Origin of the sequence: Streptomyces sp. NPDC059582 (assembly GCF_042735715.1) — a bacterium.
Lineage (GTDB): Bacteria > Actinomycetota > Actinomycetes > Streptomycetales > Streptomycetaceae > Streptomyces.
Genome location: NZ_JBHWCC010000028.1, coordinates 1 through 13,836, shown reverse-complemented (window position 1 = coordinate 13,836; position 13,836 = coordinate 1). Strand labels below are relative to the sequence as shown.

Annotated in this window: 8 protein-coding genes; 7 read left to right on the top strand and 1 reads right to left on the bottom strand. The window is 72.5% G+C overall.

Annotation, left to right across the window (positions count from 1 at the left end; translation table 11 throughout):
* Positions 1 to 3: 3 nt before the first annotated feature.
* The 5 genes from ACFV0T_RS23330 (at position 4) to ACFV0T_RS23310 (ending at position 8,487) form a co-directional block, all read left to right on the top strand.
* Entirely contained in the window at positions 4 to 1,728 is a 1,725-nt protein-coding gene (locus ACFV0T_RS23330; protein WP_385782263.1) for an ABC transporter transmembrane domain-containing protein, read from the top strand.
* Positions 1,725 to 3,488, top strand: coding sequence for an ABC transporter ATP-binding protein (locus ACFV0T_RS23325; RefSeq protein WP_385782260.1), 1,764 nt, complete (start codon positions 1,725 to 1,727; stop codon positions 3,486 to 3,488). The genes ACFV0T_RS23330 and ACFV0T_RS23325 overlap by 4 nt, the downstream gene beginning before the upstream one ends.
* 403 nt (positions 3,489 to 3,891) lie before the next feature.
* Positions 3,892 to 5,937, top strand: a complete 2,046-nt coding sequence (locus tag ACFV0T_RS23320) for a M4 family metallopeptidase (RefSeq protein ID WP_385782258.1) — start codon at positions 3,892 to 3,894, stop codon at positions 5,935 to 5,937.
* Positions 5,938 to 6,238: 301 nt separating this feature from the next.
* The gene (locus ACFV0T_RS23315) at positions 6,239 to 7,903 is read left to right on the top strand and encodes a M4 family metallopeptidase (protein WP_385782256.1); all 1,665 of its coding nucleotides are present in this window, start codon (positions 6,239 to 6,241) and stop codon (positions 7,901 to 7,903) included.
* Between the two features lie 71 nt (positions 7,904 to 7,974).
* Positions 7,975 to 8,487, top strand: a complete 513-nt coding sequence (locus ACFV0T_RS23310) for a DUF1990 family protein (RefSeq protein WP_385782254.1) — start codon at positions 7,975 to 7,977, stop codon at positions 8,485 to 8,487.
* A 238-nt stretch (positions 8,488 to 8,725) separates the two neighbouring features.
* Here ACFV0T_RS23310 and ACFV0T_RS23305 read toward each other — a convergent pair whose 3' ends face one another.
* On the bottom strand, positions 8,726 to 11,344 hold the full coding sequence (locus tag ACFV0T_RS23305; protein WP_385782251.1) for a glycosyltransferase family 1 protein: 2,619 nt from the start codon (positions 11,342 to 11,344) through the stop codon (positions 8,726 to 8,728).
* A gap of 334 nt (positions 11,345 to 11,678) precedes the next feature.
* Here ACFV0T_RS23305 and ACFV0T_RS23300 point away from each other — a divergent pair, with 334 nt between their 5' ends.
* Together ACFV0T_RS23300 and ACFV0T_RS23295 are read left to right on the top strand one after the other, a co-directional pair.
* The gene (locus tag ACFV0T_RS23300) at positions 11,679 to 12,881 is read left to right on the top strand and encodes a S8 family peptidase (protein WP_385782249.1); all 1,203 of its coding nucleotides are present in this window, start codon (positions 11,679 to 11,681) and stop codon (positions 12,879 to 12,881) included.
* Positions 12,882 to 13,168: 287 nt separating this feature from the next.
* The coding region (locus ACFV0T_RS23295) for a maltotransferase domain-containing protein (protein WP_385782246.1) at positions 13,169 to 13,836 on the top strand (668 nt) is incomplete at its 3' end.

Sequence of the window (13,836 nt, the reverse complement as noted above, 5' to 3'; positions counted from 1 at the left end):
AGGATGATCGACGCGTACGAGGACCCCGGCACGCCCGACCACCGCGGCGGCGGGCGGTATCTGTGGTGGCTGGTGACCCGGCAGCCGGGGCGGTCCGTCGCGGGCGCGGTGATCGCCAGTGTCTGGATGGTGCTGGGGGCGGCGACGCCGTATCTGATGTCCCGGGCGATCGACGACGGTCTGGAGCCGGGCGACCTGGGCGCGCTGGCCGGGTGGACGGCCGTGCTGGTCGCGGTCGGGGCGTTCAACGCCTGGCTGGGGATCATGCGGCACCGCACGATGACCCGGGTGCGGATGGACGCCAACTTCCGCACGGTCAAGGTGGTCGTCGGGCACGCGGTGCGGCTGGGGGCCGCGCTGCCGCGCCGGGTCGGGGCCGGTGAGGTGGTCACGATCGGCGTGGGCGACGTGCAGACGATCAGCACGTCCCTGACGGCGGTCGGGCCCGGCGTCGGCGCGATCGTCGCCTACGGCGTGGTCGCCGGACTGCTGCTGTCGGTGTCGGCCCGGCTGGCCGCCGTGGTGCTGCTCGGGGTGCCGGTGCTCGTCGTGCTCGTCGGGCCGCTGATGGGGCGGTTGCAGCGGGTGGAGTCGGAGTACCGGCAGCGGCAGGGTGTGCTGACCGCGCGCGTCGGCGATCTGGCGGGCGGCCTGCGGGTCCTCAACGGCCTCGGCGGCAAGCAGCTGTTCGCGGACGCCTTCCGCCGGGACTCGGGGCGGCTGCGGGAGCAGGGGTACCGGGTCGGTGCGGTGACGAGCTGGATGCAGGCGCTCGGGATGGGGCTGCCGACACTGTTCCTCGCCGTGGTGACCTGGCTCGGGGCGCGGCTGGCCGCCCAGGGGGACATCAGCGTCGGCGAGCTGGTGGCGGTGTACGGCTATGTCGCGGTCCTGGTGGTCCCGGTGGCGTTCCTCGTCGAGTGCGGCTACCAGCTCGGCCGGGGTGTGGTGGCCGCCCGGCGGGTGGTACGGCTGCTGCGGCTGGAGCCCGAGCCGGACGACGGCCCGTGCGCGGCTCCGGCCGAACCGGCGGTGCTGCACGACCCGGAGTCCGGGGTCCGGGTGACGCCGGGGCGGCTGACCGTGCTGGCCGGGGCGCGGCACGCCGACACGGCCGCCGTCCTCGACCGCCTGGGCCGGTACGCGCCGTCGGCGGCCACCTGGGGCCGGACGCGGCTGGACGAGATCCCGCTGCCGCAGGTCCGGGCCCGGATCCTGGTCGCCGACCACGAGGCCGACCTGTTCGCCGGGACGTTGCGCGAGCTGATCGGCGGACACCGGGAGCCGGCCGAGCGGGACATCTGGCGCGCGGTGCACTCGGCCGTGGCCGACGACATCGTGCAGGGCCTGCCGGACGGGCTGGACTCGGCGATCGACGCCCAGGCCCGCAACCTCTCCGGCGGTCAGCGGCAGCGGGTCCGGCTGGTGCGGGCGCTGCTGTGCGACCCCGAGGTGCTGCTGGCGGTGGAACCGACGTCGGCGCTCGACGCGCACACCGAGGCGGCGGTGGCCGCCCGGCTGCGGCTCGCGCGCAGCGGTCGTACGACCGTGCTGACCAGCACCTCCCCGCTCGTGCTCGACCACGCCGACACCGTTCACTACCTGGCGGACGGCAAGGTCGCGGCCACCGGCACCCACCGGGGGCTGCTGGCGGAACAGCCCGGCTACCGGGCACTGGTGGCGCGCAGCGCCGACACGGACGCGGACACCGAGGAGGTCGTGGCATGAGCCGGGGGCAGCTTCCCGTCGCCGGACGCGTCGACGTGCGACGGGCCGCGGTGCGGCTGGTCCGGGCCGACGGGCGGGGGTTCTGGGCCGTGCTGGGCCTGAACGCGGCGGCCGCCGCGGCCGGACTCGCCGCGCCGTGGCTGCTGGGACGGATCGTCGACGAGGTGCGGGCCGGGAGCGGTGTCGGGGCGGTGGACCGGCTGGCGGCCGTCATCGCCCTGTGCGCGCTGGTTCAGCTGCTGCTGGCGCGCTGGGCGCGGTACGCGGGGCACCGGTTCGGGGAGCGGACGCTGGCGCGGGTGCGCGAGGAGTTCGTCGACCGGGCGCTGGCGCTGCCCGCCAACGTGGTGGAGCGGGCCGGGCCCGGCGATCTGACGGCGCGCGGCACGGCCGACGTGACGATCGTCGGCACCACTCTGCGCGACGCCGGGCCCGAGCTGCTGATCAACTCCGTGCAGGCGCTGTTCCTGCTGGGCGCGGTCTTCGCGCTCGACCCGCTGCTCGGCGCGGTGGGGGTGTGCTGTCTGGCCCCGATCGGGGTGGCACTGCGCTGGTATCTGCGCCGGGCCCGGGACGGCTATCTGGCGGAGGGGGCCGCGGGCTCGGAGGTCGCGGAGATCCTCGGGTCGACCGCGTCCGGGGCGCGTACCGTCGAGGCGTTCCGTCTCGGGCCGCGGCGGATCGCGGCGAGCCGCGAGGCGCTGGAGGTCTCCCGGCGCAGCCGGCTGTACACGCTGTTCCTGCGGACGGTGTTCTTCCCGACGGTGGAGGTGTCCTACGTCCTGCCGGTGGCGGGCGTGCTCCTGGTCGGCGGGGTGCTGCACGGGCACGGGGAGATGAGCCTGGGGTCGGTGGTGGCGGTCGCGCTGTACCTGAGGCAGCTCGGCACCCCGCTGGACGAGGTCCTGATGCGGGTGGAGCAACTGCAGAGCAGCGGCGCGTCGTTCGCACGGGTGGAGGGGCTCGCGCGGGTCCCGCGGGCGGGCGGCGCCGGGGACTCGGCGGTGCCGGCGGACGACCGCATCGACGTGACCGGCGTGCGCTACGCCTACGAACGCGGCGGCGAGGTGCTGCGCGGCGTCGATCTGACCGTACGGCCCGGGGAGCGGCTGGCGGTGGTCGGCCCCTCCGGCGCGGGCAAGACCACGCTGAGCCGGCTGCTGGCGGGCGTGGACGCGCCGGACGCCGGCTCGGTGACGGTGGGCGGGGTGCCGGTCGCCGGGCTCGGTCCGGAGCGGCTGCGCCGCCAGGTCGTGCTGGTCACCCAGGAGCACCATGTCTTCCTCGGCACGGTCCGCGACAATCTGCGGATCGCGGAACCGTCCGCCACGGACGCGCAGTTGTGGGCCGCGCTCGGAGCGGTCGGCGCCGAGACGTGGGTGCGCGAGCTGCCGGGAGGCCTCGACACCGAGCTGGGGGAAGGCGGTTGCGACACGGACGGCGCACAGGCGCAGCAACTCGCCCTGGCCCGGGTGGTACTGGCCGACCCGCACACGCTGATCCTCGACGAGGCCACGGCGCTGCTCGATCCGGCCACCGCCCGCCACACCGAACGTGCGCTGGCCGCCGTACTGGAGGGCCGTACGGTCATCGCGATCGCGCACCGGCTGCACACCGCGCACGACGCCGACCGCGTGGCCGTGATGGAGGACGGCCGCCTCACCGAACTCGGCACGCACGAGGAGCTGGTGGCGGCGGGCGGGGCGTACGCCGCGCTGTGGCGGACCTGGCACGGAGACCCGGCGGACCCGGCTGCCTGACGTCCCGGACGACGCGGCGCGACGTCCCCGGCAGCACTCGCGCCACTCGCTCCCCGGCAGCTCACTCGACAAGCCGTCCCTGGAGACACATTCGCCGCTCCGTCCCCGGCAGCACACGCGCCACCAGGCGCCGGGCAGCAGACTCAACAATCCGTATATCGAACACGAACTCCCGGACAACGGACCGTTTCCGGCCAACTTCCTGACGCGCCCCTGACAGAGAGCGCAATCTCCTGTCACCCTTCTCACGGCCGCCTCACAGCAACCCCACAGCTTTGCCGCTGTGTCCGGCCGTAGCTCTCATGCACGTGGTTCTGCGTACCGCCTTGTTCTGCCCGGACGGCCGACCCGCCGCCCGGTCTCCCCTGGCCGTGCGATCCGCGGCCACGCAGAAGGAGTCAGTGTGAGCAGCAGTTCCTCTCGCAGACGCACCTCCCACACCCCGTACCGCAAGGCCGCCGCCGTCGCCCTCGTCGGCGTCTCGGCGCTGATCGCCGCCGCCGTGCAGTCCGGTGCCGCGTCCGCCGCCCCCGACCAGGTGCCGTCGGCCTCGGGCCAGGCCAGGCCGGGCGCCGAGTCGGTGCGGCTCACCCCCGCCCAGCGCGCCGAGCTGATCCACGCGGCGGACGCCGCCAAGGCGGACACCGCCAAGGACCTGGGCCTGGGCGCCAAGGAGAAGCTGGTCGTCCGTGACGTCCTCAAGGACGCCGACGGCACCGTCCACACCCGCTACGAGCGCACCTACGACGGCCTCCCGGTCCTCGGCGGCGACCTGGTCGTCGACACCGCCAAGTCCGGTGACACCACGGCCGTCACCAAGGCCACCCGGTCCGCCATCAAGGTCGCCTCGCTCACGGCGGCCGTCCCCGCCACCCAGGCGGAGGCACAGGCCCTCTCCCTCGCCCGGTCCGCAGGCGCCGACAAGGCCGCCACCGACCGGGCGCCGCGCAAGGTCGTGTGGGCCGCGAACGGCACGCCGGTCCTCGCCTACGAGACCGTCGTCGGCGGCCTCCAGGAGGACGGCACCCCGAACGAGCTGCACGTGATCACGGACGCGGCCACCGGCAAGAAGCTCTACGAGTACCAGGGCATCGAGACCGGCACCGGCAACACGATGTACAGCGGCACGGTCACGCTCGGCAGCACGCAGTCGGGGTCGACGTACAACCTGACCGACGGCACCCGCGGCGGACACCGGACGAACAACCTGAACCACGGCACCTCCGGCACCGGCACCCTCTTCTCGGGCCCCGACGACACCTGGGGCAACGGAAGCGCGTCCAACCTGGAGACCGCCGGCGCCGACGCGCACTACGGCGCGGCGCTGACGTGGGACTACTACAAGAACGTGCAGGGGCGCTCCGGCATCCGCGGCGACGGCGTGGGCGCGTACTCGCGCGTCCACTACGGCAACAACTACGTCAACGCCTTCTGGGACGACAGCTGCTTCTGCATGACCTACGGCGACGGCTCCGGCAACACCCACCCGCTCACGGCGATCGACGTGGCCGGCCACGAGATGACGCACGGCGTCACCTCCAACACCGCGGGCCTGAACTACTCGGGCGAGTCCGGCGGCCTGAACGAGGCCACCTCGGACATCTTCGGCACGGCGGTCGAGTTCTACGCGGCGAACCCCTCCGACGTCGGTGACTACCTCATCGGCGAGGAGATCGACATCAACGGCAACGGCACGCCGCTGCGCTACATGGACAAGCCCAGCAAGGACGGCGCGTCCAAGGACAGCTGGTACTCCGGCATCGGCTCGGTCGACGTGCACTACTCCTCGGGCCCGGCGAACCACTTCTTCTACCTGCTGAGCGAGGGCAGCGGCGCCAAGGTCATCAACGGCGTCAGCTACAACTCGCCGACCTCCGACGGCCTTCCGGTCACCGGCATCGGCCGCGCCAAGGCGGAGAAGATCTGGTTCCGCGCCCTCACCACGAAGTTCACCTCGACCACCAACTACGCGGCGGCCCGCACCGGCAGCCTCGCGGCGGCGGGTGAGCTGTACGGCACGACGAGCGCCGAGTACAAGGCCGTGCAGGACGCCTGGGCGGCCGTCGCGGTCGGCTCGCGCTCCGGTGGCGGCGGTGGCGGCACCTCCTTCGAGAACACCGCCGACGTATCGATTCCGGACAACGGCGCGGCCGTCACGTCGTCGATCACCGTCTCCGGGCGGACCGGCAACGCCCCGACGAACCTCCAGGTCTCGGTCGACATCGTGCACACCTGGCGCGGTGACCTCGTGATCGACCTGCTGGCCCCGGACGGGACGGCGTACCGCCTGAAGAACTTCAGCTCCTCCGACTCGGCGGACAACGTGGTCGCGACCTACACGGTCAACGCGTCCTCCGAAGTCGCCAACGGTGCCTGGAAGTTGAGGGTCCAGGACCAGGCGGCCCAGGACACCGGCTACATCAACAGCTGGAAGATCACCTTCCCGTAGCCCCGTCGCCCGACACGGGCGTTCACGGACAGGGCGCCGCCCCGGTGGTTCGACTCCCCGGGGCGGTGCCCCTTTTTGCCATGTGCAGGCGCACCCCTGGTCGGCCCTTGACCCAGGTCAAGTCCGTTTACATTCCCGCAATGTTCATCCGGTAGTCGACTTTGAGCCAACATCACTTCGGGGTCCTGACATGTACGCGCCCTTGGTGCCAGGCTTCCTCCAACCGCCGCAGCACAGCTACTTCACATCACCTCCGGTCAGTACCCCACGCTGTCCGGACTCCCCCACAAAGGAGCTTTGCGTGAGCCCCCTCTACGCGCGTCACCAGCGCACCACTCTGGCCATCGCCACCGCCGTCGCGGCCGGAGCCCTGCTCGCCACCGGCCTGACCACCGGTACCGCTGCCGCTCAGACCCCCACCGACTCCGGCAGGACGGTCGCCCCCCTCGCGGCGGCCCCCCTCCAGCTGTCCTCGGCCGCCCGCACCACGCTCATCCAGCAGCAGCAGGCCGACGCGTCCGAGACCGCCACGGCGATAGGCCTCGGCGCCAAGGAGAAGCTGGTCGTCAAGGACGTCGTCAAGGACGTCGACGGCGCGGTCCACACCCGCTACGAGCGCACCTACGCGGGCCTGCCGGTGCTCGGCGGCGACCTGGTCGTCCACCAGTCGGCCTCCGGCGCGACCAGAAGCGTGACCAAGGCCCTCAAGGCGGACATCAAGGTCGCCTCGGTGAAGCCGCAGGTCACCGCCGCCAAGGCGGAGAAGCAGGCGCTGACCGCGGCCCAGGCCGCCGGCTCGGCGAAGACCGCGGCCGACTCCGCGCCCCGCAAGGTGATCTGGGCGGGCAACGGCACGCCGGTCCTCGCCTACGAGACCGTCGTCGGCGGCCTCCAGGACGACGGCACCCCGAACGAGCTGCACGTCATCACCGACGCGGCCACCGGCAAGAAGCTCTACGAGTACCAGGGCATCGAGACCGGCACCGGCAAGAGCCTCTACTCGGGCACCGTCACGCTCAGCACCACCAAGTCGGGCTCGACGTACAACCTGACGGACGGCACGCGCGGCGGCCACAAGACGTACAACCTCAAGCACGGCACGTCGGGCACCGGCACGCTGTTCACCGACGCCGACGACGTGTGGGGCACCGGCACCGCCTCCAGCTCCACCACGGACCAGACGGCCGCCGCGGACGCCGCCTACGGGGCCCAGGAGACCTGGGACTTCTACAAGAACACCTTCGGCCGCAGCGGCATCAAGAACAACGGCGTGGGCGCCTACTCCCGGGTCCACTACGGCAGCTCGTACGTCAACGCGTTCTGGGACGACAGCTGCTTCTGCATGACGTACGGCGACGGGTCGGGCAACACGCACCCGCTCACCTCGCTGGACGTCGCGGGCCACGAGATGAGCCACGGTGTCACCTCCAACACCGCGGGCCTCAACTACTCCGGTGAGTCCGGTGGCCTGAACGAGGCCACCTCCGACATCTTCGGCACCGGCGTCGAGTTCTACGCGGCGAACTCCTCCGACGTCGGTGACTACCTCATCGGCGAGAAGATCAACATCAACGGCGACGGCACCCCGCTGCGCTACATGGACAAGCCCAGCAAGGACGGCGGCTCGTCGGACTACTGGTCCTCCACGGTCGGCAACAAGGACGTGCACTACTCGTCCGGCGTCGCGAACCACTTCTTCTACCTCCTCTCGGAGGGCAGCGGCGCCAAGACCATCAACGGCGTCTCCTACAACTCGCCGACGTACAGCGGCTCCACGGTCACCGGCATCGGCCGCGCCAAGGCGCTCCAGATCTGGTACAAGGCGCTGACGACGTACTTCACGTCGACGACCAACTACAAGTCGGCCCGCACCGGCACCCTGTCGGCGGCGGCGGCGCTGTACGGCTCCGGCAGCACCGAGTACAACGCGGTGGCGGCGGCCTGGACCGCCGTCAACGTGAGCTGACCCCAGGGCAGCGGAACAAGGGCGGTACCCGGGACGCGGACGTTCCGGGTACCGCCCTACCCTTGCTTCCCATGTCCTTCACGTACGCGGACGTCGGCGCGACCCGCGAGAACGCCGGTTTCTGTCCCCCCGGCTTCCACCCCCTGCACGTACGCACCCGGCTCGGCGAGGGCGAGGAACTCTTCCGCCGGGCGGCCGAGGCCGTCCTCACCTGGGAGATGCACCGCGAGCTGGGCGTCGGCCTCGACGTCACCGCCGACCGGGCGGCCCCCGACGTCGACGTCACCATCACCCTCGCCGGCCTGATAAAGGCGCCCTGCCGCGTGGTCTGGACGGTCGAGGACCACCGCCGCGCCGGGTGGGCCTACGGCACGCTGCCCGGCCACCCCGAGAGCGGCGAGGAGTCCTTCGTCGTCGACCGCACCGGCGACGGCACGGTCTGGCTCACCATCTCCGCCTTCAGCCGCCCCGCGAGGTGGTACTCCCGCGCGGGCGGCCCGGCCACACGGGGGTTGCAGCATGCCTATGCGCGACGGTGCGGGGCTGCGCTGCGAAAGCTGTGCGCGGGGTACTCGACGGAGTGACCTGCGGTCATGCGCGCCGGCCCTCGGAGGCGACAGCGGCCCCATCGGAGGAGTTCCGATGGGGCCCCTGTGCGTCCTGCCCGCCGTCAGTCCCCGCCGCCGACCGCGCCCGGCCGATCCGCCTCGAGGAACTGCCGCCCGCGGTCTTCACCCGCGTACCGGAAGGACCGGACCCTCTTGTCCGGGCCGCCGGTCCCGCCCACGCCGGTTCCGCAACCGGCGCGACACGTCGAGCGGACTACCGCATCAACACCCCCGCCCCCTCCGCCAGCTCCTGCGAAGGAACCGCCAGCAGCCCCAGCTCCGCTCCGGACGCCAGGAGCCGGTGGTTCGGGAGGATGCGCACCGTGTAGCCGTAGGGACCCGTGCGGTCCAGTGAGAGCGGGCCCTCGTAGACCCACCGGCCCTCCAGGTCGGGGCCGCCCGTCGGCTTCAGCGGGACCGTCGCCGCGTCCGTGATGCGGTCCTCGGAGTCCACGCGGCCCGAGACCGCCTGTACCTCGACGTCGTCGGGGCCGAGGCCGCCCAGGCCGACACGCACCCGCAGGACGAGCGTGGTGCCGAGCTCCGCGGTGGCCGTGGCGGAGGCCGTCTCCACGTGGTCGACGGTCACCCCGTGCCAGGCGGCACGCACCCGGGCCTTCCAGACGGCGAGTTCACCGGCGGCGGCCGGGGTCATCGCGCGGTGGGCGTGGGAGGCGGGGGTGTAGAGGCGGTCGACGTACTCGCGCACCATGCGGCCCGCCAGCACCTTCGGGCCGAGCAGGGTGAGCGTCTGGCGGACCATCTCGATCCAGCGGTCGGGCAGACCGTGCTGGCCCCGTTCGTAGAAGCGGGGTGCCACCCGCTGTTCGAGGAGGTCGTAGAGGGCGGCCGCCTCGATGTCGTCACGGTGGTCGGGGTCCGTGCCGGACCCGTCCGCCGTGGGGATCGCCCAGCCGAAGTCCGGCTGGAACCACTCGTCCCACCAGCCGTCCAGTACGGAGAGGTTGAGGCAGCCGTTGAGGGCCGCCTTCATGCCCGAGGTACCGCACGCCTCCAGCGGGCGCAGCGGGTTGTTGAGCCAGATGTCGCAGCCCGGGTAGAGCTTCTGCGCCATCGCCATGCCGTAGTCGGGCAGGAACACGATCCGGTGGCGCACCCGCGGGTCGTCGGCGAACCGCACCAGTTCCTGCACGAGCCGCTTGCCGCCGTCGTCCGCCGGGTGCGCCTTGCCCGCCACCACGATCTGGATGGGGTGCTCGGGGTGCAGGAGCAGGTCCATCAGACGGTCGCGGTCGCGCAGCATCAGCGTCAGCCGCTTGTACGACGGGACCCGGCGCGCGAAGCCGATGGTGAGGACGTCCGGGTCGAGCACCCCGTCGATCCAGCCGAGTTCGGCCGCACCGGCACCGCGCTGCCGCCAGGAGGCGTGCAGCCGTTCGCGCACCTCCACCACCAGCTGTTCGCGCAGGTCCCGGCGCAGGTCCCAGACCTCCTGGTCCGGGATGTCGCCGACCGCGTCCCAGCGCTCCGAGCCGCCGACGGTCAGCGCGTCCTCGGCGCGCTGGGCGCCGATCTGGCGGGCGCCCAGCCGCAGCACCTCGGGGGCGACCCAGGTCGGGGCGTGCACCCCGTTCGTCACGGAGGTGATCGGCACCTCCTCGGGGTCGAATCCCGGCCACAGACCGGCGAACATCCCCCGGCTGACCTGGCCGTGCAGCAGCGACACGCCGTTGGCGCGCTGGGCCAGGCGCAGCCCCATCACGGCCATGTTGAAGAGGTTGGGCTCCCCGCCGGGATAGGTCTCCATGCCGAGCCGCAGGACCCGCTCGACATCGATGTGCGGGAGTTCGGCCTCGGCGCCGAAGTGGCGGGCGATCAGCTCGCGGTCGAAGCGGTCGATGCCGGCCGGCACCGGCGTGTGCGTGGTGAACACCGTCCCCGCGCGGACCGCCTCCAGGGCCGCGTCGAAGTCCAGCCCCCGCTCGCCCAGCTCCGCGATGCGCTCCAGGCCGAGGAAGCCGGCGTGCCCCTCGTTGGTGTGGAACACCTCCGGCTCCGGGTGGCCGGTCAGGCGGCAGTACGTGCGGACCGCCCGGACACCTCCTATACCGAGGAGCATCTCCTGGAGCAGCCGGTGCTCGCTGCCGCCGCCGTAGAGCCGGTCGGTCACGCCGCGTTCGCCGAGGTCGTTCTCCTCGACGTCCGAGTCGAGCATCAGCAGCGGGACCCGGCCGACCTGTGCCAGCCAGATCCGGGCGCGCAGCGACCTGCCGCCGGGCAGCGCGAGGGAGACCTGCGCCGCGGTGCCGTCGGCCTCCTTCAGCTGGGCGACCGGCAGCTCGTGCGGGTCGAGCACCGGGTAGTGCTCCTGTTGCCAGCCGTCCCGGGAGAGGGTCTGGCGGAAGTAGCCGTGCCGGTAGAGCAGCCCGACCCCGATCAGGGGTACGCCGAGGTCGCTGGCCGCCTTGAGGTGGTCACCGGCGAGGATGCCGAGGCCGCCCGAGTACTGGGGCAGGGCGGCCGTGACGCCGAACTCCGGGGAGAAGTAGGCGACGGCGGTGGGGAGTTCCGCGGACTGCGTCTGGTACCAGCGGTCTCCGGTCACATAGTCGTTCAGATCGTCGGCGGCCGCCCGCAGACGGCGCAGGAAGCGGCGGTCCCCGGCCAGCGCCGCGAGCCGCGCGGGCGGCACACTGCCCAGCAGGCGTACCGGGTCACCGCCGGAGGCGGCCCAGCACTCGGGGTCGACGGACTGGAAGAGGTCGCGGGTCTCCGCATGCCAGGACCAGCGCAGATTACGGGCCAGATCGCTGAGCGGGCGCAGGGATTCGGGGAGAACGGGACGGACGGTGAATCGACGGATCGCCTTCACATTCCACCTCGGCGTGCGTAAGGAGAGGCGCACGGCGGTGTGCGCCTCGTCGTCACTGTCGACGGTAGTCGCTGGGCCTGTACCGGCGGGGCCGACCCGAGGGACACCGGGAGACTCTGCGCCCCGGCTGAGCCGGAAGAGTGGCCCGGCGCCCCGCGTGACACGGAACGGGCTTTACGGCATTACGGCGCCCTGTGACCGATTCCGGGCCCGCAGGCACTCTTGTGGTGATTGGCTCCGCGCGAAAGGCTGCTCCCGGCGTACCGGCCGCCGACGTCGTGGTACCCGGGCGTGGTGGCTGCCGTGCGCCGAGTCGAGGAGGGGAACTCGGACCATGGCACGGACGCGTACACGGCGTCTGCGCTGGGCGGCGGGCCTGACCGCGGTCACCACGGCCGCGGTGCTTTCGGCCATCACCCTGCCCGCGCACGCCGCCCCGGAGGGGCGGATAGCCGGCGCCGGCGAGCCCGGCTCCGTCAGCGGAAGCTACCTGGTGGCACTGAAGGGGGGAACGAAGGCTCCGTCGGCGGCCGGCAAGGACCTCGCCGCCAAGTACGGAGTGAGAATCAGCCACACCTACGGCACGGTTCTGAACGGCTACGCCATCCGGGCCGACGAGAGACAGGCGAGACGCCTCGCGGCGGACTCCCGCGTCGCCTCGGTCGTCCAGGACACCCGGGTGAGCCTGGAGCGCACCCAGAAGAGCCCGCCGTCCTGGGGCCTGGACCGCATCGACCGGCCGAACCCGTCGCTGGACCGGAGCTACACCTCGCCGGAGTCGGCGGGGGCCGGGGTGACGGTGTACGTCATCGACACCGGCATCCGGATCACGCACCGGGACTTCGGCGGACGCGCGAGCTACGGCTGGGACTTCGTGGGCGGCGACCGCACGGCCGCGGACGGCAACGGTCACGGCACGCACATCGCCGGGACCGTCGCGGGCACCTCCTACGGCGTCGCCAAGAAGGCCAGGGTGGTCGCCGTACGGGTCCTCGACAACGCCGGGGCCGGCACCACGGCCCAGGTCATCGCGGGCATCGACTGGGTCACCCGGAACGCGAGGAAGCCCGCGGTCGCCAACCTCAGCCTGGGCGGCACCCACAACGCCCAGCTGGACGCGGCCGTACGCGCCTCCATCGCCTCCGGCGTCACGTATACGGTCGCGGCGGGCAACGACGGTCTCGCGGCCGCCCTGTACTCGCCCGCGGACGTCACGGAGGCCGTCACGGTCGGCGCGAGCGACCGGAGGGACGCCCGCGCGTCCTTCTCCAACTACGGTTCGGCACTGGACCTGTTCGCGCCCGGCGTGTCGATCACGTCGGCGTCCCGCACGAGCGACACCGCCAGGGCGACGTACTCCGGTACGTCGATGGCGGCGCCGCACGCGGCGGGCGCGGCCGCGCTCTACCTGGCCGACCATCCGAAAGCCACCCCCGCGCAGGTCGCCAGGGCGCTGGTGACGCAGGCGGCGATCGGCAGGGTGTCCGGCCGGGGGCCCGGTTCGCCGGACAGAATCCTTCAGGTTCCGGCCACTTGATGACAGAGTCCGGGACCGGTCCTGGCAGAGTCCCGGGCTCGTCGTGGCAGAGTCCCGACACCGGTCCCGTTCCTCTCGAACGGGGCCGGTCTTGTGTGTAGACATACGCGTGAGTAGTTAACAAAGTGCCGGATTGCCCACTCGAATAGGGTGGGAAGGCTTCCTCGGTACACCCTCGGGTACACCACGCAGGTGGGCCATGCGGGTAGACCCCCCGGACGGACCACCGCAGGACCCACCTCCCCACAGCCATCCGCCCACCCACGTTGACGCGGACAGGAGCGGTCATGCCCGCCACGCACCACTCGTCAGCACCCCCGACACCCCGTACCGACGCACCTCCCGTGCGCCCCGCAGACACAGGTCCGCCGGTCCCGGAGCCACCCTCCGCGGGCGACGCGACCGCCGTCGGGCGCATACCCGTTCTGGACGTCCGGCCGATGGTCCAGCTCGGACGCCGGCCCGCCAAGGCCGTGACCGGCGAGTCGTTCGAGATCTCGGCCACCGTGTTCCGTGAGGGTCACGACGCCGTCGCCGCCAACGTCGTGCTGAGGGACCCCGAGGGCCGGGCCGGCCCGTGGACGCCGATGCGTGAACTCGCCCCGGGCACCGACCGCTGGGGAGCCACCGTCACCGCCGGCGAAGCCGGCCACTGGACCTACACCGTGGAGGCGTGGTCCGACCCCGTCACCACCTGGCGGCACCACGCACGCGTCAAGATCCCGGCCGGGATCGACACCGACCTGGTCCTGGAGGAGGGCGCGCGGCTGTACGAGCGGGCGCTCGCCGGAGTGCCGAAGGGCGCCGGGAAACGGTCCGTCCTGCGCGCCGCCACGGCCGCCCTCCGCGACGAGGAGCGCCCGGCCGCGTCCCGGCTGGCGGCGGCGTTGACGCCGGAGGTGGACGCGGTCCTGGCCCGTCACCCGGTCCGTGAACTGCTCACCGCCTCGGCACC

Excerpts from the sequence above, each read along its gene's own strand:
- ACFV0T_RS23330 (WP_385782263.1), top strand. The coding sequence starts at position 4 with ATGATCGACGCGTACGAGGACCCCGGCACGCCCGACCACCGCGGCGGC.
- ACFV0T_RS23325 (WP_385782260.1), top strand. The coding sequence starts at position 1,725 with ATGAGCCGGGGGCAGCTTCCCGTCGCCGGACGCGTCGACGTGCGACGG.
- ACFV0T_RS23310 (WP_385782254.1), top strand. The coding sequence starts at position 7,975 with ATGTCCTTCACGTACGCGGACGTCGGCGCGACCCGCGAGAACGCCGGT.
- ACFV0T_RS23300 (WP_385782249.1), top strand. The coding sequence starts at position 11,679 with ATGGCACGGACGCGTACACGGCGTCTGCGCTGGGCGGCGGGCCTGACC.